This is a genomic window from Streptococcus sp. k-163, from assembly GCF_013277555.1.
In the GTDB taxonomy this organism is placed as follows: domain Bacteria; phylum Bacillota; class Bacilli; order Lactobacillales; family Streptococcaceae; genus Streptococcus.
Genome location: NZ_VMND01000005.1, coordinates 60,858 through 85,133 on the forward strand (window position 1 = coordinate 60,858; position 24,276 = coordinate 85,133).

Genomic DNA, 24,276 nt, shown 5'->3' on the forward strand with positions numbered 1-24,276 from the left:
TAATAGAAAAAGAGGAACTCAATGCTACATTATACAAAAGAAGACTTACTCGAGTTGGGTGCAGAAATCACTACACGTGAAATCTACCAACAGCCTGATGTATGGAAAGAAGCTTTTGAATCTTATCAAGCAAAGCGTGAAGAAATTGCAGCCTTCCTACAAGGAATTGCTGATAAACATGACTATATCAAGGTTATCTTGACAGGTGCTGGGACTTCTGCTTATGTGGGAGATACCTTGGCACCTTACTTTAAGGAAGTTTATGACGAACGCAAATGGAATTTCAATGCTATTGCGACAACAGATATCGTTGCCAATCCAGAAACTTACTTGAAAAAAGATGTGGCGACTGTCCTTGTATCTTTTGCTCGTAGTGGGAACTCGCCTGAAAGTGTGGCGACTGTTGATTTGGCAAAAGCCTTGGTGGATGAGCTTTATCAAGTGACGATTACTTGTGCGGCAGATGGTAAATTGGCTCTTCAAGCTCATGGAGATGACCGTAATCTCTTGCTTTTGCAACCAGCTGCTTCTAATGATGCTGGCTTTGCCATGACTTCTAGCTTTACGTCTATGATGTTAACAGCTCTCTTGGTCTTTGATCCTACAGAATTTGCTGTGAAAGCTGAACGTTTTGAAGTTATATCTAGTCTTGCCCGTAAAATTCTAGACAAGGCAGAAGATGTTAAAGAGCTTGTTGATTTAGACTTTAACCGCGTCATTTATCTAGGCGCTGGTCCTTTCTTCGGTCTTGCTCATGAAGCTCAGCTCAAGATTTTGGAATTGACAGCTGGTCAAGTTGCGACCATGTATGAAAGTCCAGTCGGCTTCCGTCACGGTCCAAAATCTCTTATCAACGAAGATACAGTTGTTTTGGTCTTTGGTACAACAACAGACTACACTCGCAAGTACGACTTGGACTTGGTTCGTGAAGTTGCGGGTGACCAGATTGCTCGTTGTGTTGTGCTTTTGAGTGATCAAGCCTTTGGTCTTGAAAATGTCAAAGAAGTTGCCCTTGGTTGTGGCGGTGTCTTGAATGATATTTACCGTGTCTTCCCTTACATCGTTTATGCTCAACTCTTTGCCCTATTGACTTCACTCAAGGTAGAAAATAAACCAGATACACCGTCTCCTACAGGTACAGTAAACCGTGTGGTACAAGGTGTTATCATCCACGAATATCAAAAGTAAGACAGTGTTTATGAATTCTTGAAAGAGGATTTGTAAATCATCAGATAAACCATAGATTGTCAAGGCGCTTTCTATGGTTTGTTTGCTTGAGAGAAATAGTAAAAGGAGAAGAGAATGAAATCATACACAGAGCATGTATTTGGAAATGTTGAGGGACAAGATGTCTTGGCTTATCGTTTTGAGACTGACGGTGGCTACCAACTTGAGGTTATGACTTATGGTGCGACCATCTTGCGCTATGTCGCACCTGACAAGGCTGGAAATTTTGCCAATGTTATCTTGGGATTTGATGACTTTAATAGTTATGTAGGCAATAGTCCCAAGCATGGAGCAAGTGTAGGTCCTGTGGCAGGTCGTATCGCAGGTGCGACCTTTGAGCTTAATGGCAAGACCTATGACCTTGAGGTCAACAATGCTAGCAACTGTAATCACAGTGGTTCAACAGGTTGGGATTCTAGCTTGTTTGAACTAGTTGAAGTGAGCGACCATGGCTTGACTCTCTACACAGAGCGTACAGATGGGACAGGAGGATTTCCTGGAAATCTTAAGATTTGGATCAGTTATCACTTAGAAGAAAATGGAGCTTACGAGGTTAGCTATAAAGTAACAACTGATCAAGATACGCTGGTCAATCCAACTAACCACAGCTATTTTAACTTGTCTGGTGATTTCACGCAGACGATTGACCGCCATGTCTTCCAGCTAAATACTGAGGGCATTTATCCAATCGCTCCCGACGGTGTTCCGGCCAAAACTCCAGATGCCAATCGTGACGTAGTAAAACACATCTACAATGGTGCCTTGTTGAAAGACATCTTTGCAGAAGAAGATGAGCAAATCCAACTGGTATCTGGTTTGGATCATCCATTTGCCCTTCCTGCAGGTCATGACAATGCTGGATTCCTTTATGACCAAAATTCAGGTCGCTTCCTGCTCTTCAAGACAGAGGCTCCTTGTTTTGTTGTCTATACAGCAAACTTTGTGGATGAAAGTGTCATCATAGGAGGTCGACCAATGGTACAGCACAATGGGATTGCCCTTGAAGCGCAAGCTTTACCAGATGCTATTCACAGTGACCTCAAAGACCAAGTCATTCTCAAAGCCGGTCAAACTTTCACAAGTAAGACACGTTATGAACTTGTTGTGAAATAAAGGATGAAGATTCTACTTTTCGGGGTGAGTTTTATTTACCTCATGACATTAGTAGAAATGGGCAAATAGTAGGGGAATATGATATAATCTAATAGTGAAAATACCTGTCCTATCTAGAGGATAAAAGGAGAAAAAGATGAAGAAAATTGTATTTGCTAGCGCCTTGGCTTTGACCTTGGCTGGAGCAGTTTTGACAACTGATGTTTTTGCTAATGACAGATTGGTGGCAACACAATCTGCTGATGGTAGAAATGAAAATGTTTTGAGTTCAGAAGTGTTAAATCCTTCTAGTGGCAATGTTTTAGTTGGGATTAAGGGAGAATTTTTAACCCCAGATAAACAAGCTATTTTGGATGCGATTAATAAGATTCGTAAGGAAGCAGCTGATGAAGGTTTGGTAGATAAGTATGTCCCTATCAAATGGTCTACTGATCTTGAGAAAACTGCTTTTGTACGCGCTACTGAGGTGTCAGTAACTCTGAAACCTGAGCGTCTTTCTACGAAAGAAATCTGGACTGCTTTTCCATCTAGTAATAATATAAGAGGAGAAGCTTTAGATGTGAACTATGAAGGTTTTCTAAAAGCAATTGAAAACTGGCATGCTGAAAAGGCGAATTATGTAGCGAAAAAGAAGGGTGGAACATCTAAAGAATTTACAGGTTATTATGAGGTTCTGATCAATTCTAAATTTACCTATGTGGGTCTCGCGGCTTTTAGAAATGCAGCTAGTTCTCAGAAAGTGGCAACGATTTCTATAGCTTTAGGTGATGATGCTTCTTCAGAGGAATTGGCTGGTGGATATGGTTCTGCTATTCAGTATACAGAAGTGACTGCATCAAACCTTTCAACAGTTAAAAGTAAAGCTACGGTTGTAGAAAAACCGCTGAAAGATTTTAGAACATCTACATCTAGTCAGTCTGGTTGGGTGAAGTCTAATGGAAAATGGTATTTTTATGAGTCTGGTGATGTGAAGACAGGCTGGGTGAAAACAGGTGGTAAATGGTACTACTTGAATGATTTAGGTGTCATGCAGACTGGATTTGTAGAAGTTGATGGAGCATGGTATTTCCTTGATAGTTCTGGCGCGATGTTTACAGGCTGGGGAACAGATGGTAGCAGATGGTTCTATTTTGATGGTTCAGGAGCTATGAAGACAGGCTGGTATAAGGAAAATGGTACTTGGTATTATCTTGATCAATCAGGTATAATGAAGACAGGTTGGTTTAAAGTTGGTCAATACTGGTACTATGCATATGGTTCAGGAGCTTTGGCTGTGAACACAACAACACCAGATGGTTATCGTGTAAATGGTAATGGTGAATGGGTAAACTAGGCTGAAGATAGTAAGTCATAGGTAAAGTATTCATCTTACTTAGCAAAAAGAATGAACGATAAGAAAGAGGTTGATGGTACACATTGGCCTCTTTTTGTTAGAATAGAGGCTTCAAGTTGTCTGACTTGACTTTCTTGATGGATATTATATAATAGTTGTAACAAAAACAATTACAACCAGAAAAGAGAACCATTTATGACCTATGAATACAAGAGCCACATTTATTTAGCAGAGGCAGTTTTAAATGTAAAGGACTTGGCAAGTCAAACAGCCTTTTATCAGCAAATTATTGGTTTAGAAATCTTATCTCAAACTGAGACAGAGGTCATTCTGGGACTTGGTGGAAAAGCCTTGGTACAGCTGATTCAAGCACAAGAGAGTGGAGAAGTAAGAGAACATTATGGTCTTTACCATCTGGCTATTCTCTTGCCGACACGAAAGGCTTTGGCTGATGTCTTGAAACACCTGACAGATTTACAGATTCCTCTTGTCGGCGGTGCAGACCACGGTTACAGTGAGGCTCTTTACTTGGAGGATTTGGAGGGAAATGGCATTGAACTCTATCGAGATAAGCCGGTTTCCACATGGGATATTCGAGAAGATGGACGCATTATCGGAGTGACGGAGGCTCTTGCAGCGCAGGACGTTTATGAGTTGGGGGAAAGAGTAGAGCCCTTTATCCTAGCAGAAGGCACGAGAATGGGGCATATTCATCTTTCCGTCAAGGATAGTCGAAAGTCCAGCCAGTTTTATCAAAAGGTGTTAGGGTTAGAGGATAAATTCAGTGTGCCTAGCGCTAGTTGGATTGCAGCTGGGAACTACCATCATCATTTAGCAGTCAACGAATGGGGAGGAAAAGGCCTAGCTCCGCGTAAGCAAGGCTTGCCAGGTTTATCCTACTATGTCATTGAGGTCGCTCGTAAAGAAGAATTGTTAACGATTGTGCAGCGAGCACAAGCAGTTGCTACCCCAATCAAGTGGCTGACATCTAGCCAGCTGGAAATCACAGACCCAGATGGAATTGTGACTCGTATTCGCTTAGCAAGATAGACAGGCTGTAATCACCAAGTCCTTCGGCGGCAATGTTGTCCTAGCGGGTAATCCCGCGCGCGTGATTAAGGAGATACCTGTTAAAATAGAAGTAGGAGAGGTTGGGAAAAACTCAATTTCAGGAAAAATGAAGTAAATCTTTCAACAATAAAACGCATAATATCAAGGCTGTTCATTCATTACCTGATATTATGCGTTTTTCTGATTTCAAAGACGTTTTACTCAGCCTCTTTTTGTAGGTTTGATACTTGAAGTCACTCTTCTTTATCATTATGGAATTGCTCCATACAGTTGAGTAGTTTAGATGGTGGTGTTTGTCTAACATAAAAAATTCATAATCGATAGCAAAATAGATATGACGACACTTTGATATATTATCATAAATCTTTTTTATGGTCACAATAGAAAATATATATTAGTCAAGCTAGAAGATTCGTAGTAGAATAATTAGCAAATAAAAGCAAAGGGGTTATTTTATGAAATTAGTTAATTTATGGTCAAAACTTTCACTCGGTTTGCAATTATTGCTAGCTTTGATTTTAGGTGTTATTTTTGCAGTAATCTGGCCACAATTTGCAGATTTTTATCAATTTCTAGGACAAGCGTTTATTAAATTGGTGAACATGGTCATTATTCCACTGATATTTCCAATTATAGTAGTTGCAGTGGCTAGTGTTATTGGAAAAAAATCGTTTGGTAAAATTTTAACGAAGACCTTACTCTACTTTTTTGCTGTTACAACTGTGATTACTTTATTATTTGTATTTTCTAGTTATTATTTGGGATTTGGACAAGGTGTGAATATTGGCCAAACTGGTGGTAATATTGATGGGATGGCTAATAATGTCCAATTGAGTGAGTTTTTACTTGGTTTTATTCCTTCAAATATTGTGAAGTCAATTTCAGAAGGATCTCTTCTTCCAATTATTGTTTTTGCTATTTTTCTTGGTTATGGAATTGGTAGTTTGAAGAGTGATAAAACCAAAAAAATTCTTGAAGGTTTCCAGATCTGGATTGAAGCTATTTATAAAATTGTAACTGTTATTGTAAAATTATCTCCTATCGGAATCTTTGGCTTTATTGCAAAAGATGTCGCTAGTACAGGAATTGATAAGTTAGTTGGACTTGGTCAATTTGTTATCGGAACTTATTTGGCTTATGGAGTTCTCATTTTAGTTATTTTCCCTCTGATTGCCTCTATCTTTAAAGTTCCATATTTGACTGCTTTTCGTGAAAATTGGAGCCTCTTGACTCTAGCATTTATTTCAGGTAGTTCGAGTGTTGTGTTGCCGTCCTTATTGAAGGATTTAAAGAAACAGGGACATGATGAGAATACGATTGATTTGGTTATCCCTTTAGGATATACCTTTAATCTAGAAGGAGCAGCTGTCTATTTTTCAGTAGCTACTATTTTTATCGCACATGCCTACGGTATCCAATTTTCATTATCAAGCCTCTTATTTACAGTTTTACTTTTGACCTTGATTGGGAAAACTGCAGCTACTGTTCCATCAGGAGCTATCGTAGTTTTGTTGGCAGCAGCACCCCAGCTTGGATTGCCAGCAGAAGGAGTGGCCTTGATTTTTGCAGTTGATTTCTTTGTAAATGCTGGCCGTACAATGATTAATGTTTTGGGTCAAATCTTAACAGTCAGTGTCATTGAAAAAACAGAAGGTTATAGTTTAGAAGAAGACAAGCAACATCAATTGTCAGTTAATTTTTCTTAAAGGAGATATGAGTTATGAGTAACGCAAAAGTTTATGTGATTCATGAAAATATTGAATGGACACAGCATTTAGTAAAATGGTTAGAAAAAATACAAGTACCTTATGAACTATGGGATTTATCGAGTGGGATATTAGATCTTCAAAGTCCGCCTCCACAAGGGATTTTCTATAATAGGATGTCCGCATCTTCTCATACGAGAGGACATCGCTATGCACCAGAGTTTACGGAGCAGGTGCTTACTTGGCTAGAGGCTCATGGACGTAAAGTAGTTAATGGAACTGGAGCCGTTAACCTAGAAATCAGTAAGGTGAAACAATATTTGAAATTAAATGAATCTGGTATTGAGACTCCAGCAACAGTTGCTGTTTTGGGACCGGAAAATATTATTGAAGCAGCAAGAAAATTGAATATCTATCCTTTGATTACCAAGCATAATAGAGCAGGAAAAGGATTAGGAGTTCAACTTTTCCAAAATGAAGAGGAACTTGAATATTATGTTAATAGTTCTACTTTTGAACCTTCAGTAGACGGGATTACCTTGTTACAAGCCTACATCAAACCAAGTGATGGTCGTATTCGTCGTTCAGAGTTTATCAATCAGAAATTTCTTTATACTGTTTCAATTGATTCTTCAGATGGTTTCCAACTTTGTCCAGCAGATGGTTGTCAAATCGGTAAGAGGCCAGAACAACTGGAAACTTCTGAAAAATTCCAAATTACAGAACCTCTACCAGAATCTCAAAAAGAAGCTTATGAAGCCTTCCTTAAAAATGCTCATATTGATGTGGCAGCTATAGAATGGGTTCAATCAGAAAGCGGAGATATTTATGTGTATGATGTAAATACCAATACAAACTATAATCCTACAGCGGAACAGAATGCTGACATCTTTGCTCATCAACATCTGGCTGAATATTTAAAGAGGGAGTTAGAAGGTCTTTATAGTGAATGATCATCTTGGAAGTTGATCTTTTAAAAATTTGATAATAACTTCTAGATAGAGTAAGACATAAATACTTTTCTTTCAAGGTGACAGTTATCAGCAACAACTACTACTAATATATAACGCCCCCTCTGCAGATTTTAATTACAGAGGGGCTACGTTTGTGATGTTTACTCTAATTCCTTATGATTTATGAAATCACTTAGTGTTGAGAATTCCAAGAATACTGATATTTTTTCTCCTCAGTTCCTCAGCTTCCTCCTTGACACTCCGTCAGCTTTTGATACAATAGTACAAAATTAGAGGAGGTGGGTTATGATTCAGAAACATGCGATTCCTATTTTAGAGTTTGATGACAATCCTCAGGCGGTTATCATGCCTGATCACGAGGGGCTGGATTTGCATTTGCCCAAGAAGTGTGTCTATGCTTTTTTAGGTGAGGAGATTGACCGCTATGCGAGGGAAGTAGGGGCGGATTGTGTCGGCGAATTCGTTTCAGCCACCAAGACCTATCCAGTCTATGTCGTTAACTACAAGGACGAGGAACTTTGTTTGGCTCAGGCTCCTGTTGGTTCAGCTCCAGCAGCCCAGTTTATGGATTGGTTGATTGGCTATGGTGTGGAGCAGATTATTTCCACTGGAACCTGTGGTGTGCTGGCTGATATAGAAGAAAATGCCTTTCTAGTCCCTGTTCGCGCTCTGCGAGATGAAGGAGCCAGTTACCACTATGTGGCACCTTCTCGTTATATGGAAATGCAGCCAGAGGCTATTGCTGCCATTGAGCGAGTTTTGGTTGATAGAGGGATTCCTTATGAAGAAGTCATGACCTGGACGACAGATGGTTTTTACCGAGAAACGGCTGAAAAGGTGGCTTATCGCAAGGAAGAAGGCTGTGCTGTTGTGGAGATGGAGTGTTCTGCGCTCGCGGCAGTAGCCCAACTGCGTGGGGTTCTCTGGGGAGAATTGTTGTTCACAGCTGATTCCTTAGCAGACTTGGACCAGTACGATAGTCGTGACTGGGGTTCAGAAGCTTTCGAGAAGGCCTTGGAACTCTGCCTTGAGATAGCCTCTAAGTTCTAGCTACTCTTCTTCTTTTTATGGTACAATGGATATATGTTATTCAAATTATTTGTGAAAAAACTTGAAAGAGTCTTTGGTGGACTTTCGCCAGCACGTCGGATTTTTTTAAGTTTCGCTGGAGTTATTTTTATAGGCTCTCTCCTTTTGAGTTTGCCTTTTGTTCAGGTAAGTGGTTCTCAAGCCACTTATTTTGACCATCTCTTTACGACGGTGTCCATGGTCTGTGTGACTGGCCTTTTTACGCAACCAGTGGCTACTACCTATAATGTCTGGGGGCAGTTGATTTGTATGTTCTTGATACAGATTGGTGGTCTGGGGCTTATGACCTTTATCGGGGTCTTTTATATTCAGGGGAAGCAAAAGCTCAGTCTTCGCAGTCGTGAAACCATTCAGGAGAGCTTCAGTTACGGGGAGACTCGGTCGTTGAGGGCTTTTATACGATCCATCTTTTTGACGACTTTTCTGGTGGAGGGCTTGGGTGCCTTTCTGTTAAGTTTCCGTTTTATTCCTGAGTTCGGCTGGGGACGAGGCATTTTTACTTCTATCTTTTTAGCCATTTCAGCCTTTTGTAATGCTGGTTTTGATAATTTCGGCAGTAGCAGTTTAGTGGCTTTTCAGACAGATCCCTTGATCAATCTGGTCATTGCTGGCTTGATTATCACAGGTGGTCTTGGCTTTATGGTTTGGTTTGACTTGGCAACCCAGTTTGACAAGAAGAAAAAACGCCGTCTGCGTTTCCACACCAAACTAGTCCTCTTCTTGACTGCAGGGATTTTGCTGTTTGGGACAGTATCTACACTCTTTACGGAGTGGCAAAATCCGGGCACTATTGGCAATCTCAGTGTCCCAGAGAAAGTTTTGGTTAGCTTTTTCCAAACCGTCAGCATGAGAACGGCTGGCTTTGCCTCTATTGACTACACCCAAGCTCGGCCTGTGACCTTGTTTATCTATATCCTACAGATGTTTCTGGGTGGGGCGCCTGGCGGGACGGCTGGTGGGCTCAAGATTACGACTTTCTTTGTCTTATTGGTCTTTGCGCGTAGTGAATTGCTGGGCTTGCCTCATGCCAATGTTGCGCAGAGAACCATTGAGGCTCGAACAGTCCAAAAATCCTTTAGTGTCTTTATTATTTTTTTGATGACCTTCTTGTTGGGCTTGATGTTGTTGGGAATTACAGCAGAAGGAACACCGCGATTTATCTACCTCATGTTTGAGACCATTTCAGCCCTTGCGACAGTTGGGGTAACGGCAAATCTGACACCAGAATTGGGCAAGCTAGCTCTCAGCATTGTTATGGTGCTCATGTTTATCGGCCGTATCGGTCCCTTGACCTTGCTGGTTAGTCTAGCTGACTACCAGCCTGATAAGAAAGATTTGATTCAGTATATGAAAGCAGATATTAGTATTGGATAAGAAAGGAAGAACGATGTCAGATCGTACGATTGGAATTTTAGGCTTGGGGATTTTCGGGAGTAGTGTCCTGACGGCCCTCGCCAAGCAAGATATGAATATTATTGCTATTGACGACCACGCAGAGCACATCAATCAATTTGAGCCAGTTTTGGCGCGTGGAGTAGTTGGCGATATTACAGACGAGGAACTCCTCAGAACTGCAGGAATTGATACCTGTGATACGGTTGTAGTGGCAACGGGGGAAAATCTAGAGTCGAGTGTGCTTGCAGTCATGCACTGTAAGAGTTTGGGGGTACCAAGGGTTATTGTCAAGGTCAAAAGCCAGACAGCTAAGAAAGTGCTGGAAAAAATCGGTGCCGACTCGGTGATCTCGCCTGAGTATGAAATGGGGCAGTCCCTAGCACAGACCATTCTCTTTCATAACAATGTTGATGTCTTCCAGCTGGATAAAAATGTGTCTATCGTGGAGATGAAAATTCCGAGTGTTTGGGCAGGTCAAAGTTTGAGCCAGCTAGATCTACGTGGTAAATACAATCTCAATGTCCTAGGATTTCGTGAACAAGAAAATTCACCGCTGGATGTCCAGTTTGGGCCTAATGACCTCTTGAAGGCAGATGCCTATATCTTGGCGGTCATTAACAACCAGTATCTAGATGACTTAGCAGAATTAAATTCGTAAAAAAATTAATATAAGTATTTTATAAGAGGGATTTAAGAAAAATTTTAACTTTTTCTTAATCCTTTTTAATTTTAGGAGATTATACTAGAGTCATCAAATAAAGAAAAACTCTAAGGAGAATCCTATGAAATTCAATCCAAATCAAAGATATACTCGTTGGTCTATTCGCCGTCTCAGTGTCGGTGTTGCCTCAGTTGTTGTGGCCAGTGGCTTTTTTGTCCTAGTTGGTCAACCAAGTTCTGCACGTGCCGATGTGGCCAATCCAACCCCTGCTCAAGTAGTGCCAGACGCAGATTCGGTGAGTGAAAAGGGCGACTTACCAGTAGAAGTTCTCAAAGAAGCAGTTGATACAGCTCTTCCTTCAGAGCAGGCAGAATCAACATCTAAAGCCAGCTTGGATACTGCAAGCTCTCCAGAAAAAGCGGATGTATCTGATAAAGACCAAGCAGTAGCTCCAAAAAAAGAAGTGCAAGCAAAACCAGAATCTAAGAAACAAACAGAAGATGCGGTTAAACCTGTGGAAAGTCCTGCGGCTACAGTTGCTGGACAAGACCGTGAAGCAAGTGAAGCTCAACCAGTAACCACTCCAGCTGAAGTACAAAAAGGTGTAGCTGACAATACTAAAGACACAGTAGACGTTCCAGCCACTTACCTAGATAAAGCTAACTTCCCAGGCCCATTCACAGCCGGTGTTAACCAAGTCATTCCATATGAATTCTTCGCTGGTGACGGTATGTTAACACGCCTTATCTTGAAAGCCTCAGACAAGGCCCCATGGTCAGACAATGGCTCAGCAAAAAATCCTGCTCTTCCACCAGTAGAAAAATTGGGCAAAGGTCTCTACTTCTACGAAGTGGACTTGGCAGGTACCCAAGGTAAATCAGATAAAGAGTTGCTTGACCTCTTGAAACAAAACGGCACACAAAGCTATAAAGCAACTATCAAAGTGTACGGCGCAAAAGATGGCAAGGCCGATTTGAGCAATCTCGTAGCGACAAAAGATTTGACAGTAAACTTGAATGGCTTGACCACTCCAGCTGAAGTGCAAAAAGGTGTGGCCGACAATACTAAAGACACAGTAGACGTCCCAGCCACTTACTTGGACAAGGCTAACTTCCCAGGCCCATTCACAGCCGGTGTTAACCAAGTTATTCCATACGAACTCTTCGCTGGTGATGGTATGTTAACTCGTCTGATTTTGAAAGCCTCAGATAAGGCTCCATGGTCAGACAATGGCTCAGCTAAAAACCCCGCTCTTCCACCAGTAGAAAAATTAGGCAAAGGTCTTTACTTCTACGAAGTAGATTTGGCAGGAACTCAAGGTAAATCAGATAAAGAGCTTCTTGATTTGTTAAAACAAAATGGTACTCAAAGCTATAAAGCTACCATCAAAGTGTACGGTGCTAAAGATGGCAAGGCTGATTTGACTAACCTTGTAGCGACTAAAGATTTGGATGTTAACTTGAATGGTTTGACCACCCCAGCTGAAGTGCAAAAAGGTGTGGCTGACAATACTAAAGACACAGTAGATGTTCCAGCCACTTACCTAGATAAAGCCAACTTCCCTGGCCCATTCACAGCTGGTGTCAACCAAGTCATCCCATATGAATTCTTCGCAGGTGACGGTATGTTGACTCGTCTGATTTTGAAAGCTTCTGACAAGGCTCCATGGTCAGATAACGGTTCAGCTAAAAACCCCGCTCTTCCACCAGTAGAGAAATTGGGCAAAGGCCTCTACTTCTATGAAGTAGACTTGGCAGGTACTCAAGGTAAATCTGATAAAGAATTGCTTGACCTCTTGAAACAAAATGGAACTCACAGCTACAAGGCAACTATCAAAGTGTACGGTGCCAAAGATGGCAAGGCAGACTTGAGCAATCTTGTAGCGACTAAGGATTTGACAGTAAACTTGAATGGACATCAGTCTCTTACTCAGATGCAATCAGGCTTCGTCCCATCTTCTAATGGTGTAGCTATGCCGGCTCCAATGATGAATAGTCATCAAGATACGTCTAAGATGAACGCTCAAATGCCAAGTGCCAATCAAGATGAGATGAAATCTAAAACGCCAGCTGCTAGCCAGGATAAGATGATGACTAACAAAGAGCAGGACAAAACCATGAATGCTAGCCAGCCTATGGCAACACCAAGCATGAAACAAGATCAAGCTCCAGCAGCCTCAAGCAAAATGTCTGATGAAGGCAAGATGGCATCTAATAACAAGGTATCAAGTCCAATGATGGCTGATCAAATGAAAGACAAAAAAGACATGCTTCCATATACTGGTGAAGCCCAAACATCAATGGCTACTCTTGGATTCTTTGGACTCGCCTTAGCAGGACTGTTAGGTGGTCTCGGTTTGAAAGCTAAAAAAGAGGAAAATGACTAGTCTAGCTACAGACTTTCCATCTAGGATTTGAAAAATCCAGATATCGATTAGAATGTTCGTAAAGAGATTAAAATAGTGTTATACTATTGTGGTATAGCACTGTTTTTTTCAAAGGAGAGACAGATGGGAAAGACAATTTTACTCGTTGACGACGAGGTAGAAATCACAGATATTCATCAACGTTATTTGGTTCAGGCAGGATATCAGGTTTTGGTGGCCCATGATGGGGTAGAGGCCCTAGAAATATTCAAGCGAAAACCGATTGATTTGATTATTACAGATATCATGATGCCTCGGATGGATGGTTATGACTTGATTAGCGAGGTCCAGTATCAATCTCCGGATCAGCCTTTTCTCTTTATCACGGCTAAGACTAGCGAGCAGGACAAGATTTATGGCCTGAGCTTAGGGGCAGATGACTTTATTGCCAAGCCCTTTAGCCCTCGTGAACTGGTTTTGCGTGTCCACAATATCTTGCGTCGCCTTCATCGTGGAGGTGAGTCAGAAGTTGTCAGTCTCGGGGATTTACGGATGAATCACAGTAGTCATGAGGTCCAAGTCGGAGATGTGGGGCTTGATTTGACCGTCAAATCCTTCGAACTTCTATGGCTTTTAGCCAGCAATCCAGAGCGCGTTTTTTCTAAGACAGACCTCTATGAAAAGGTCTGGCAGGAAGACTATGTAGATGATACCAATACCTTGAATGTTCATATTCATGCTCTTCGACAGGAGTTGGCTAAACATGCTAGTTCAGAAACACCTACCATCAAAACCGTCTGGGGCTTGGGCTACAAAATTGAGAAAGCACGAGGTAGTTAATGAAATTAAAAAGTTATATTTTAGTGGGGTATATCATTTCAACACTCCTAACGATTATCGTGGTTTTTTGGGCTATCCAGCGAATGTTAATTGAAGAAAGAGAAATTTATTTCCTAGTGGGGATGACTCTCGTGGCTAGTTTTATCGGTGCTGGGATTAGTCTCTTTCTCCTATCTCCGGTCTTTACGTCGTTGGGCAAACTCAAGGAACATGCAAAGCGGGTAGCGGACAAGGACTTTTCATCAAATCTGGAGGTTCAAGGACCTGTAGAATTTCAGCAGTTAGGGCAAGCCTTCAATGAGATGTCCCATGATTTGCAGGCGACCTTTGATTCCTTGGAAGAAAGCGAACGAGAAAAGGGCTTGATGATTGCCCAGCTATCGCATGATATCAAGACCCCCATCACTTCAATCCAAGCGACGGTAGAAGGGATTTTGGATGGGGTTATCAAGGAAGGAGAACAGGACCATTATCTAGCAACCATTGGACGCCAGACTGAAAGGCTCAATAAACTGGTTGAGGAGTTGAATTTTTTGACTCTAAACACAGTTAGAAATCAGGTCGAAACGACCAGCAAAGACAGCATTTTTCTGGATCAGCTCTTGATTGAGTGCATGAGCGAATTTCAGTTCTTGATTGAGCAGGAAGAGCGAGATGTCCATTTGCAGGTAATCCCAGAGTCTGCCCGGATTGAGGGAGATTATGCCAAACTTTCTCGTATATTGGTGAATCTGGTCAATAACGCTTTTAAATACTCTGCTCCAGGAACCAAGCTGGAAGTGGTGGCTAAGCTGGAAAATAACCAGCTTTCAATCAGTGTAACGGATGAGGGGCAGGGCATTGCTCCAGAGGACTTGGAGAATATTTTCAAACGCCTTTATCGTGTAGAAACTTCGCGTAACATGAAAACAGGTGGTCATGGCTTAGGACTTGCGATTGCGCGTGAATTGGCCCATCAATTGGGTGGGGAAATCACAGTCAGCAGCCAGTACGGCCTAGGAAGCACCTTTACCCTCGTTCTAAAGCTTTCTGGCAGTGAAAATAAAGCTTAAACCCCCTTTACAAATCTAGCTATTCATGGTAAAATGGATTTTGTGTGAAATATCAGCAGGAAAGCATGAAGCTCGTCAACAGGTGTCTTATGATAAGTAACCTTGGCTGTTTAGGCGAAGGGCATCTGCACGAATCAGGGCTTTCTAAGTGACTATTTCCACCGAAATATTATTTATATCAGGAGGACATTCACATGTCACGTTATACAGGACCATCTTGGAAACAAGCTCGTCGCCTTGGCCTTTCACTTACAGGTACAGGTAAAGAATTGGCACGTCGTAACTACGTACCAGGACAACACGGACCAAACAACCGTTCTAAATTGTCAGAATACGGTTTGCAATTGGCTGAAAAACAAAAACTTCGTTTCACTTACGGTGTAGGTGAAAAACAATTCCGTAACTTGTTCGTACAAGCTACAAAAATCAAAGGCGGAATCCTAGGTTTCAACTTCATGCTTCTTTTGGAACGTCGTTTGGATAACGTTGTTTACCGTCTTGGTCTTGCGACTACTCGTCGTCAAGCTCGTCAATTCGTAAACCACGGTCACATCCTTGTTGACGGAAAACGTGTTGATATCCCATCATACCGCGTAACTCCAGGTCAAGTGATCTCAGTTCGTGAAAAATCATTGAAAGTTCCAGCTATCCTTGAAGCAGTAGAAGCTACTCTTGGACGTCCAGCATTCGTATCATTCGACGCTGAAAAATTGGAAGGTTCATTGACTCGTTTACCAGAACGCGATGAAATCAACCCAGAAATCAACGAAGCACTTGTCGTTGAATTCTACAACAAGATGCTTTAATTTTAAGATATATCTTACAGAAAGCCTACAACAGTGGGCTTTTTGCTTTGTCTTAAAATGTTGATTTCTGGGTTTGTCCCCCTTTTTGTCCCCCTTCATAAAGAACTTACAGCTTTCTCATAAAATGAGACGGCTGTTTTTGCTTTTTCTTTGGAGAGATGACTGTAAGTGTCCATTGTCATAGCTAGTGTAGAATGACCTAGACGGTATTGATAGGGCTGAATAAGAGTGCCTTAAGGTAGTATATTGTTAGATTTTACTAAAAGCTATCGGAATAGTGTCTTGCTGATTGAATATTAGGATAGGAAAGTTTATAATGAAGTTAAAGTAAAGGAGGTTTCGTTTTAGATATGATGATACCACCAAGCAAAGAGCTGTTGATTTTTTATAATTAAATTCATGAGTGGGTTGACCAAGTTTATCCAGACCAAGATAAACCTTCTTTATCGTTTAAGAAGGATACTCCACAATCTATTTTAGATTTATTTGATAGTATTAAATCTAAAATTGGTTTTGATTACCAAGAACATAAGTATTAAAATAGTAATTATGGATAAGTTAAACACGAAAAATAAGATAATTGATGTTTATAAAATAGCGCATCGTCTTGTTTCTATTACTGTTGAGAATCCTGATTTTTCAGATTTGAAAATCAATCAGTTTGTTAGAATTGGAGAAAACGAGTATAGGGTACGTAGTGTCCCTATGATTCATTCAACTCCACCTAAATCGATCTTAGAAATAGATACATTTGCGATTGACTACACTGAGGATGATTTGATGAATAAAGTGGCGGTATTTAGTAGATCGGATAGCGAAGCTTAACGGATCAATTAGAAATTGTAGTAAGGATCTGGTCTTTTTAATAAAAGACATATAAGAAATGATAGGAAAAATCAGAATAATGACAGATTTTAATGAGAATGGATGCGATGATTTAGAGTTGCTAGATGGGATGTGTGACTCCGTTACAGCAGAATCTTTTCTTGAAGGATACAGTGATTTTTACAGAGAGACTGAAGAGTCAAAAATATGGTGGATTGATAAAATAGATTCTATAGGAGAACATCTATTAAGCTTTGATCGGAAAAAAATTTACAACTTATTTGAGGACTATCCTTATAATATGACGGAAGAAGAGGTTGAAATTTTTGATAGTGAAAATCCTTTTTGGAGAGATTTTTTCTCAGACAGGAAATTATAAGCAATCTATTTATATTTGGCTTTTTGGAAATAAGGCTAATAGAAAATAAGGGTATTTAAAGATGATTAAAATTTCAATTAGTTTGTTACTAGATGCGATTGAAGATAACATCAACGACGAAGAACTTCAATCTATCGATTTCGAGAGTCATATTAGAAAAATTACAAAAGAATTCCAGGGAGAAAATGGTGAATTCTTAGTAAAAGAAGAAGCGTTTGAAACGCTACCTTTGGACAGAGATACAAAGGATAAAATCATTGAGCAAATAAAGCAAAATAGTCAAAATGTTTTCGAAGACGATTTTGATACCTTGTTGCAATTATATTTTTGAGAGTCAAGAATAATTCCAGTGCCCTATTTTACAATAAATAGAAAATGATAAAGATTGATAAACAAATTATTACGATGTACAAAATAGAAGATGGAGCCTCTAAGAGGCAGTATTCTATTGTGAGTGGAGGTTGTAAAGGTATTGCAACTATCGATAAAACTACTTTGGAATATAGCTATGTTGGAGATGATTTAGGACAATTTACTTCGTTTGTCAAAGATACTTTGATTAAAAGTATTAAGTTAGGAAAAGAGTTGCCAGATAAATTTTCATACGGTTTTGGATAAGTTGTGGAATATCTTATATAGGAGAATCAAGATATATTATGGCGATATTAGATGATTTACGAGCATTGTATGACAATGGTTGGGACGCTTCTTTTGATTATAAGGGTCAAGTATGTGGTATTTTTCCTAATTCTGTTTATGACATTGTAGTCGTGCTTGGAGATAATGAATTTAAAGTGTCATCTTTTGATGAGTTAATTTCTTTACAGATTAACGGGAAAACTTTGCTGGAAATCATAAGTGAGGTGGAAGTGCAATATGCTTGAAGGACACTAGAGAAAAAGATAGACAATAAATTCAGATGCACAGATTGAAAGTTGAGAAAAAAGTGCTATAATGAAGATATGAAGGATAGAGGTTGAGAATCTGTCACCAACGCGCCACTTATAATGGGTCGAGAAATGCAGGAGCCCCGACAGTCCTGCCTATCCTTGCAAGTCAATCAGCCCTTAGCTATGAATCTAGGGGCTTTTTGCTTTGTCTTAAAATGTTGATTTCTGGGTTTGTTTAGAGATTTGCTAGTAAGGTTATTGGTGTATCTGAGTCTATCTATGCCAATAATGACGCGATGTTGATGATATAAATCTGGTATGATATAATATTTTGGCCCCCTCACTTTAATGAAGGGAGATGTTATATATGCTAGAGTTATTTTCCCTTTTTCTAGCTCCGTTACTTGTTAACTTACTATCTGAGCTTTTCAAGCTATGGATAAAGAGACGTAGCAAGTAGCATTTAACCCTTTTAGAGGGTAGCAAAAAAGCCCATCGGTGGCACGGTGGGGCTTTTTTAGTTACATATGCTAGAAGCATTATTTTCCCTTTATGCTTTCATTCTAACACACCCCCTCTGATTTTTCAAGCTTTTGTTTTGATATTCATCAGAGTGTGTTTGTGGTTTGAGGCCGCTTCACTGAAATTAGCCCACGCGCTACCAGCCTCCATTCTACAGCAAAGAAATCAACTCTTTTCTAGGGAATTTCCGCCCTCATTTTTGTCTTTTGTGCTAAAATAGACTTATAAATTGAAAGTAAGGAATACTTATGAAATCGGGTAATGGTTTTTGGAAAGGCTGTCTCTATTTTTGGGGCTTCTTGTTCTTACTGGGCCTTTTGGTTCAATATGCTCTTCCGCTTGCGGCTTGTGTCCTGCTAGGCTATGGTGGTTATCGTCTCTATAAACGTTGGCGCTATCCTCTTTTGCAGGATCGTTCGCTCGACGATCGGATTGAGCTTTTAAAAGCTCGAATTCGTCAGGCGGACAAAGATATTCAGCAGTTAGAGGGAGTCTTGGTAGAGAAAGGCTCAGATTCCTATAAGAGTCTGGCCAATCAAGTATTGATCGAACTGCGGGAAATCCATCAGGAGGCGGATCGTCTCAAGTCCTATATCGACGATGATGTCTACAACCGTATTGACAAAAAGGTTCGTACAGTGCGGGCAACTATCGATGTTCAGCTAGAACGTTTGGATAGAGAAAGTCAGGTAGATCTTGAAAATGCGGAGCCAGAGGAATTAGCTCCAGAACTGTCTCAGACCTTGGCCAATATTGCCGTTGATCATCAGGCTATTTTAGACAAGATTGCTACCTCTGCCGAGGGGGATAAGGAAGAATTGACGGCCATTCATAGTTTGAAGATGGAGAAATTTCAAACGATTTTAGAAGGCTATTTAAAGATTAAGGCCAATCCTAAAAACTATAATCGAGCAGAAGAACGTTTGCAACAAGCTAAAGCAGCTATCGAACAATTTGACCTTGAGCTGGACCAAGTCTTGAGAGAATTCAATGAAACAGATATGCGTGATTTTGATATCAGTCTGCGTATCCTAGAAAAAGATCGTAAAGAATAGGTTAGAAATAAAGGAGTAACCATGACAGAATTTAATTTCGATATTGACCAGATTGCCAATAATACGGTAGCTAAGGTGGATAAAACAACCCAAATCATCGAGACCAATACTGGCTCAGACAAAACCTTGACCTTCCTTGAGAAGCTGAGCCCTGAGCAGCAAGAAGGAATCAAGGCGCACGTGCCTCAGTTGGTAGACCAGTTTGTTACCAATCAAAATGCTCTCTTAGATTTTGGACAATCTGCTGTCGAAGGTGTGAACAATACGGTCAATCGTATCTTGTCAGAACAAAAGAAACTACAAATTCCCCAAGTGGATGATCTTCTCAAGAATACAAACCGTGAGTTGCAAGGCTTTGTCGTCAAATACAAGAACGCTGAAATTGCTGAGTTAGAAGAAAAGCCAAACTTTTTGCAACGCTTGTTTAACAAGAGCAAGAATACCCTACAAGAATTTTACTTTGACTCAAAAACAGTGGAGCAAAAGCTCGATAGCATGGCTGCCGCAGTGGTCAAGCAAGAAGATGTGCTAGCTCGAAATATCGTTTCAGCTGAGATGTTGATTGAGGACAATACTAAATCCATTGAAAATCTAGTGGGAGTGATTTCCTTTATCGAAGCTAGCCAGACAGAAGCTGGCAAGCGCGCTGCCGAACTGAAAGCTCAAGCTGACCAACTCGATACCAGTACGGTAGAATACCAAACCAAATCACAAGAATTGGCTCGTATGGCAGAAGTGGTCAATACCCTCGAACAACAGCACACTGAGTATGTCAGCCGTCTCTATGTTGCTTGGGCAACAACACCTCAGATGCGCAATCTTGTGAAGGTGTCATCTGATATGCGTCAAAAATTGGGCATGCTTCGTCGCAATACGATTCCGACAATGAAGCTTTCTATTGCCCAATTGGGTATTTTGCAACAATCAATGAAATCAGGTGTCGTGGCGGATGCCATTGTCAATGCCAATAATGCTGCCCTTCAGATGCTAGCTGAAACCAGCAAAGAAGTGATTCCGCAGATGGAACGAATTGCCCAAAGCCCGACAGTCGCTGTCGAATCGGTTACAAAACTGGCTGAAAGTCTGGTCGCTCAAAACCAAGGTATCGTCGCAGCTATTGAATTGGGACGCCAGAAACGTGCCCAACTAGAAACAACCATCGTCAAGTCCGCAGAAATGATCAACGATTCTGTCAAGCTACGCGATGAGAAAATCGTCCAAGCTCTTCTAGATCAAGGAAAGGCCGCTCAGAAAGAAGTACAAGAATAACACATAAGTCCCCTGTAATGTAGATTTGCAGGGGATTTTGCTTGTTTTAGTAGAAGTTTGAAGGTCAGGGAATTATTGCTAGATTTAGAGAGAATACCCTAGAAAACCTTTTCACTATTAGGCTTTTATGATACAATGGAAGGAAGTAAAGGCGCTGTTTTTTCGATGTCGCAACGCCTTGGATGAATGAAAAGGAAGAGTCCCTATGGTTAAGCAAACAAGTCCCATGCAGAGAGTTGCATTCGAGTCTTCGTACCCATTTTTAAAACCTGCCAATTTCTTTGGTGGGCTTTTTGCGTTGTAGAAATGGGGTATGAACATGATGTATACTTTATCAAAAGAATTAGAACAAGAGCTCATCGTTTCAGCACCTGAGTTGCAGGCTAGTTATACTGCCATCGTAGAATACCTAGAAGCTATCAGCCAGAAAGAAGCATCTGGAAATTCTCAGGAACTTCAGAACCAGCTTGCTATTCAGCTGAGACGTTTAGAAGATTTGGTGCAAGGTTATATCCAAATAAAGAAGAACCCGCATCACTACCTAGATGCAGATAAAGATCTGACGGCAGCCTATCAAGCCATTAAAGGGACGGAGCAAGATCTTCTCAAAAAATTGCAACATCTCAATCAAGCAGCCTTGCAGGATTTCCATATCAGCCAGAGACTCTCTCCTAAAGACGAGACTGCTATCCCTGTAGCAGGTAAAGCCAAAACCAAACAGGAATTGGCTATCGAGCGGGATTTAATCAACCAGCTGACAAAGGGAGAAAGTCAATGGGTGTATCGACCTGAGTTAAATACAGAAGACCTCCTATGGGGAAACTTTTTTGCCAAGCTGGAAGCTAATAATGTCCGCATTTTGCAAGACCATCCCCTTACAAATTCAGAGAAAAATCAAATCAAAAACCAGCTCAATTTCGTTAACTTCTATGAAGCAGCCAAGTGGATAGCAGGAGAAAATGGCATTGCCAAGGTGCAGGTTCAACGTGAAGATGCCAGTCTAGGCACTATTCGCTTGGAAGTCTTGTGGAGAAACAATGTCGCTGGTGGCAAATCTAGCTATGAGGTTGTCAACCAAGTCATCACAGGCGGAGAAGGGATTCGCCAGCGCCGTGGGGATGTGACTTTGTTAATCAATGGTCTGCCCATGATTCAAATCGAACTAAAAAGCCGTTCTCATCCTTACATGGATGCCTTCCGTCAGATTAAGAAATACGACCAAGAAGGACAGTTCAGAGGCATTTTTTCAAGTCTTCAGATGTTTGTCGTCTCTAATGTCACAGACACCCGCTACATCGCAGCTGCCAAAGCCAATAAGCTAAATGAACGCTTCTTGACCAAGTGGGTGGATAGTGAAAATAGACCTCAACCTCAACTATTTGACTTTGCAGAGTCTGTCTTGTCCATACCGAGAGCCCACGAGATGGTCATGCAGTATTCTGTCATCGATGATGACAAGAAGGCCTTGATTTTATTGCGCCCCTATCAGGTTCATGCTATTGAGGCTATCCGTGAAGCCAGTCGCAAGCGCCAGTCAGGCTATATTTGGCATACGACTGGTTCAGGAAAAACCCTGACCTCTTATAAGGTTTCGCGCAATCTGCTCCAGATTCCATCTATCGAAAAGACAATCTTTGTGATTGATAGGACAGACCTTGACCAGCAGACGACCAGTTCTTTTCAATCTTACGCAGAGAACGACATGATCGATATCGACGAGACCGATGATACACAGGAATTGGTTAAAAATCTAGCTTCTGATGACCGCCGTGTCGTTGTGACGACCATCCAGAAAATCAATGCCATGATTCGTCAGTTTGATGAAGGTCGTCACCAAAAGGTCTACAATCGTATCAAGCAACTCAAACTAGCCTTTGTCGTTGATGAATGCCATCGTGCAGTGACTCCTGAACGCCAACGCCACCTAGAGCACTTCTTTACAAATTCTCTCTGGTATGGGTTTACAGGAACTCCTATCTTTACAGAAAATAAACGTGAACAAAAAGGAGACCTTGCTCAGACGACCGAAGAGCAGTACGGTGACTGCCTCCACCAATATACCGTCAAAGAAGCCATCCATGACAAGGCAGTTCTTGGCTTTAATGTGGAGTATCAGACGACCATGCCTGGTTGGGCAGAAGATGAGATTGATGAGGAGCGTTATGATGACGAAGGCCATATGCTTGCTGTTTTAGATGCCATTCTCAATCGCTCAAGACGCAAACTCGGTTTCCAAAATGGAGTAGGAAAAACCTATGAAGCCATTTTGACCGTCAAAAGCATTGCCCGTGCGCAGGCCTATTATAACCTGATTAAGCAAGTCAAAAATGGAGAGAAGTCTCTAAGCATCTCGGAAAATGTTAAAAAGGTTTTACCAGACTTTCCTAAGGTTGCCATTACCTACTCTGTGACAGAAAATGAAGCAGACTCCTATGTCAACCAAGCCTATATGGAGGAGAGTTTAAAAGACTACAATGCCATGTTTGGCACCCACTTTAGCCTAGCAACCATTGCTTCCTACAATAGTGACCTCAATGACCGTCTGGCCCGTAAGAAAGAACGCTTTGCCTTCCGTGAGGAACAGTTGGACCTGGTTATCGTTGTGGACCGCTTGTTGACAGGCTTTGATGCCCCTTGCCTATCGACCCTATTCATGGACCGTCAGCCCATGAAGCCCCAGCATATCATTCAGGCCTTTTCACGAACCAATCGCCTCTTTGATGAAGGCAAGAAATTCGGCCAAATCGTCACCTTCCAAACGCCCGACCACTTTAAAGAAAAAGTGGATGAAGCTCTGAGTCTCTACTCAAATGGTGGTGAAACCAGTGTCTTAGCCCCAGAATGGCAGGAGGAGAAGGCCAAGTTTCTTGAGAAGGTTCATCAACTATTAGCCATCGCTCCAAGTCCAGAGCAGGTGCCAGATTTGGATACAGCGACAGATGCAGAATTAAAACGCTTTGCCAAGGCTTTCCAAGAATTTGACAAGCTCCTATCTTCTATACAGGTCTATTCGGACTATGATGAGAAAGTCATCCTCAGAGAGATTTGCCTTAGCCTAGAAGACATTGAGAACTTTGCCGGCCAATATCAAAATGTCATCGAAGAACTCCGCAGACGCAGAAAAGAAGACCAAGAAGAGGAAGGGGTTCTCCTAGATATCGAGTATGAGCTCGAATCCATCCGCACCGACGAGATAAACTATCACTATATCCTCTCTCTCATCCAAGCCCTGATTGAAAATCGGGAAAACCTCATTGGTAAAAAGGAAAAGAGCCTGGTAGATAACTATATAGAAGATTTGAACAAATCCAATCCCAAGTTATCCAGCCTCATCTCCAAACTCTGGCAGAATGTCCAAGCAGATGCCAAGAGCTATCAGGATCAGTCTATCATCCATAAGTTGGATGAGATGATTGAGTTAACAACCCAGAAAAAGATTCGTGAAACGGCAGATTATTGGCAGATAGGAGAGGATGAACTCCAGTTCGTAGTGGACAACTACCGCATCGGACGCGACAAGCAAAATGGCGAAAAAGCCATCACCGAGTCTCAGGACTATCTGGCCTATAAGGAAGCCCATGGAGACAAGGCACTGCCAAAACTCAAATACAAAAAAGCCCTCAAAGAGGACTATATGCGCATGATCTCAGAGGATATCCTACCGCTAAGGGGGAGATAGGTTTATACTCTTCGAAAATCTCTTC

Annotated in this window: 21 protein-coding genes; all 21 read left to right on the top strand. The window is 41.2% G+C overall.

The window, feature by feature from the left end:
- Positions 1-21: 21 nt before the first annotated feature.
- The 21 genes from HT731_RS01635 to HT731_RS01740 all read left to right on the top strand — a co-directional run bounded on the left by HT731_RS01635 (position 22) and on the right by HT731_RS01740 (position 24,251).
- Positions 22-1,188 (top strand): SIS domain-containing protein, encoded by a 1,167-nt coding sequence (locus tag HT731_RS01635; protein ID WP_049539024.1) that lies wholly within the window; start codon positions 22-24, stop codon positions 1,186-1,188.
- 114 nt (positions 1,189-1,302) lie between these two features.
- Positions 1,303-2,340 carry an aldose epimerase family protein gene (locus HT731_RS01640; protein WP_173277404.1) on the top strand — a complete coding sequence of 346 codons (1,038 nt, stop codon included), beginning with the start codon at positions 1,303-1,305 and terminating at the stop codon, positions 2,338-2,340.
- Between the two features lie 136 nt (positions 2,341-2,476).
- A complete protein-coding gene (locus HT731_RS01645) occupies positions 2,477-3,673 on the top strand; it encodes a CAP domain-containing protein (RefSeq protein ID WP_173277406.1) in 1,197 nt (398 codons plus the stop codon).
- 195 nt (positions 3,674-3,868) lie between these two features.
- Positions 3,869-4,723 (top strand): VOC family protein, encoded by an 855-nt coding sequence (locus HT731_RS01650; protein WP_173277407.1) that lies wholly within the window; start codon positions 3,869-3,871, stop codon positions 4,721-4,723.
- A 476-nt stretch (positions 4,724-5,199) separates the two neighbouring features.
- Complete coding sequence (locus HT731_RS01655) at positions 5,200-6,450, top strand: dicarboxylate/amino acid:cation symporter (protein WP_173277409.1); 1,251 nt, start codon at positions 5,200-5,202, stop codon at positions 6,448-6,450.
- 14 nt (positions 6,451-6,464) lie between these two features.
- Positions 6,465-7,403: an alpha-L-glutamate ligase gene (locus HT731_RS01660; protein WP_173277411.1), complete on the top strand. Its 939-nt coding sequence runs from the start codon at positions 6,465-6,467 to the stop codon at positions 7,401-7,403.
- A gap of 306 nt (positions 7,404-7,709) precedes the next feature.
- Complete coding sequence (locus HT731_RS01665) at positions 7,710-8,474, top strand: nucleoside phosphorylase (RefSeq protein ID WP_173277412.1); 765 nt, start codon at positions 7,710-7,712, stop codon at positions 8,472-8,474.
- Between the two features lie 33 nt (positions 8,475-8,507).
- A complete protein-coding gene (locus HT731_RS01670; protein ID WP_173277414.1) occupies positions 8,508-9,887 on the top strand; it encodes a potassium transporter TrkG in 1,380 nt (459 codons plus the stop codon).
- Between the two features lie 13 nt (positions 9,888-9,900).
- Entirely contained in the window at positions 9,901-10,566 is a 666-nt protein-coding gene (locus tag HT731_RS01675; protein ID WP_001283908.1) for a TrkA family potassium uptake protein, read from the top strand.
- Positions 10,567-10,690: 124 nt separating this feature from the next.
- The gene (locus HT731_RS01680; RefSeq protein ID WP_173277416.1) at positions 10,691-12,955 is read left to right on the top strand and encodes a fibronectin-binding SSURE repeat-containing protein; all 2,265 of its coding nucleotides are present in this window, start codon (positions 10,691-10,693) and stop codon (positions 12,953-12,955) included.
- Between the two features lie 123 nt (positions 12,956-13,078).
- On the top strand, positions 13,079-13,774 hold the full coding sequence (locus HT731_RS01685; protein WP_173277417.1) for a response regulator transcription factor: 696 nt from the start codon (positions 13,079-13,081) through the stop codon (positions 13,772-13,774).
- Positions 13,774-14,826 carry a HAMP domain-containing sensor histidine kinase gene (locus HT731_RS01690; protein WP_173277419.1) on the top strand — a complete coding sequence of 351 codons (1,053 nt, stop codon included), beginning with the start codon at positions 13,774-13,776 and terminating at the stop codon, positions 14,824-14,826. The genes HT731_RS01685 and HT731_RS01690 overlap by 1 nt, the downstream gene beginning before the upstream one ends.
- 194 nt (positions 14,827-15,020) lie before the next feature.
- Positions 15,021-15,632, top strand: a complete 612-nt coding sequence (gene rpsD / locus HT731_RS01695) for a 30S ribosomal protein S4 (RefSeq protein ID WP_000092756.1) — start codon at positions 15,021-15,023, stop codon at positions 15,630-15,632.
- Positions 15,633-16,181: 549 nt separating this feature from the next.
- The gene (locus HT731_RS01705) at positions 16,182-16,457 is read left to right on the top strand and encodes a hypothetical protein (RefSeq protein WP_079114910.1); all 276 of its coding nucleotides are present in this window, start codon (positions 16,182-16,184) and stop codon (positions 16,455-16,457) included.
- A 79-nt stretch (positions 16,458-16,536) separates the two neighbouring features.
- On the top strand, positions 16,537-16,836 hold the full coding sequence (locus HT731_RS01710; protein WP_061759696.1) for a hypothetical protein: 300 nt from the start codon (positions 16,537-16,539) through the stop codon (positions 16,834-16,836).
- Between the two features lie 61 nt (positions 16,837-16,897).
- Positions 16,898-17,167 (top strand): hypothetical protein, encoded by a 270-nt coding sequence (locus HT731_RS01715; protein ID WP_061759695.1) that lies wholly within the window; start codon positions 16,898-16,900, stop codon positions 17,165-17,167.
- 44 nt (positions 17,168-17,211) lie between these two features.
- Complete coding sequence (locus HT731_RS01720) at positions 17,212-17,454, top strand: hypothetical protein (protein ID WP_061759694.1); 243 nt, start codon at positions 17,212-17,214, stop codon at positions 17,452-17,454.
- Between the two features lie 38 nt (positions 17,455-17,492).
- Positions 17,493-17,720, top strand: coding sequence for a hypothetical protein (locus HT731_RS01725; RefSeq protein WP_061759693.1), 228 nt, complete (start codon positions 17,493-17,495; stop codon positions 17,718-17,720).
- Between the two features lie 776 nt (positions 17,721-18,496).
- The gene (locus HT731_RS01730; RefSeq protein WP_061759692.1) at positions 18,497-19,303 is read left to right on the top strand and encodes a hypothetical protein; all 807 of its coding nucleotides are present in this window, start codon (positions 18,497-18,499) and stop codon (positions 19,301-19,303) included.
- 21 nt (positions 19,304-19,324) lie between these two features.
- Positions 19,325-20,572, top strand: a complete 1,248-nt coding sequence (locus tag HT731_RS01735; protein WP_061087485.1) for a toxic anion resistance protein — start codon at positions 19,325-19,327, stop codon at positions 20,570-20,572.
- A 313-nt stretch (positions 20,573-20,885) separates the two neighbouring features.
- Positions 20,886-24,251 carry a type I restriction endonuclease subunit R gene (locus tag HT731_RS01740; protein ID WP_079114909.1) on the top strand — a complete coding sequence of 1,122 codons (3,366 nt, stop codon included), beginning with the start codon at positions 20,886-20,888 and terminating at the stop codon, positions 24,249-24,251.
- Positions 24,252-24,276 lie beyond the last annotated feature (25 nt).

Excerpts from the sequence above, each read along its gene's own strand:
- HT731_RS01705 (WP_079114910.1), top strand. The coding sequence starts at position 16,182 with ATGGATAAGTTAAACACGAAAAATAAGATAATTGATGTTTATAAAATA.
- HT731_RS01670 (WP_173277414.1), top strand. The coding sequence starts at position 8,508 with ATGTTATTCAAATTATTTGTGAAAAAACTTGAAAGAGTCTTTGGTGGA.
- HT731_RS01735 (WP_061087485.1), top strand. The coding sequence starts at position 19,325 with ATGACAGAATTTAATTTCGATATTGACCAGATTGCCAATAATACGGTA.
- HT731_RS01645 (WP_173277406.1), top strand. The coding sequence starts at position 2,477 with ATGAAGAAAATTGTATTTGCTAGCGCCTTGGCTTTGACCTTGGCTGGA.
- HT731_RS01675 (WP_001283908.1), top strand. The coding sequence starts at position 9,901 with ATGTCAGATCGTACGATTGGAATTTTAGGCTTGGGGATTTTCGGGAGT.
- HT731_RS01685 (WP_173277417.1), top strand. The coding sequence starts at position 13,079 with ATGGGAAAGACAATTTTACTCGTTGACGACGAGGTAGAAATCACAGAT.
- HT731_RS01725 (WP_061759693.1), top strand. The coding sequence starts at position 17,493 with ATGGCGATATTAGATGATTTACGAGCATTGTATGACAATGGTTGGGAC.
- HT731_RS01665 (WP_173277412.1), top strand. The coding sequence starts at position 7,710 with ATGATTCAGAAACATGCGATTCCTATTTTAGAGTTTGATGACAATCCT.
- HT731_RS01635 (WP_049539024.1), top strand. The coding sequence starts at position 22 with ATGCTACATTATACAAAAGAAGACTTACTCGAGTTGGGTGCAGAAATC.
- HT731_RS01650 (WP_173277407.1), top strand. The coding sequence starts at position 3,869 with ATGACCTATGAATACAAGAGCCACATTTATTTAGCAGAGGCAGTTTTA.
- HT731_RS01655 (WP_173277409.1), top strand. The coding sequence starts at position 5,200 with ATGAAATTAGTTAATTTATGGTCAAAACTTTCACTCGGTTTGCAATTA.
- HT731_RS01680 (WP_173277416.1), top strand. The coding sequence starts at position 10,691 with ATGAAATTCAATCCAAATCAAAGATATACTCGTTGGTCTATTCGCCGT.
- HT731_RS01740 (WP_079114909.1), top strand. The coding sequence starts at position 20,886 with ATGAACATGATGTATACTTTATCAAAAGAATTAGAACAAGAGCTCATC.
- HT731_RS01715 (WP_061759695.1), top strand. The coding sequence starts at position 16,898 with ATGATTAAAATTTCAATTAGTTTGTTACTAGATGCGATTGAAGATAAC.
- HT731_RS01730 (WP_061759692.1), top strand. The coding sequence starts at position 18,497 with ATGAAATCGGGTAATGGTTTTTGGAAAGGCTGTCTCTATTTTTGGGGC.
- rpsD (WP_000092756.1), top strand. The coding sequence starts at position 15,021 with ATGTCACGTTATACAGGACCATCTTGGAAACAAGCTCGTCGCCTTGGC.
- HT731_RS01720 (WP_061759694.1), top strand. The coding sequence starts at position 17,212 with ATGATAAAGATTGATAAACAAATTATTACGATGTACAAAATAGAAGAT.
- HT731_RS01640 (WP_173277404.1), top strand. The coding sequence starts at position 1,303 with ATGAAATCATACACAGAGCATGTATTTGGAAATGTTGAGGGACAAGAT.
- HT731_RS01660 (WP_173277411.1), top strand. The coding sequence starts at position 6,465 with ATGAGTAACGCAAAAGTTTATGTGATTCATGAAAATATTGAATGGACA.
- HT731_RS01690 (WP_173277419.1), top strand. The coding sequence starts at position 13,774 with ATGAAATTAAAAAGTTATATTTTAGTGGGGTATATCATTTCAACACTC.
- HT731_RS01710 (WP_061759696.1), top strand. The coding sequence starts at position 16,537 with ATGACAGATTTTAATGAGAATGGATGCGATGATTTAGAGTTGCTAGAT.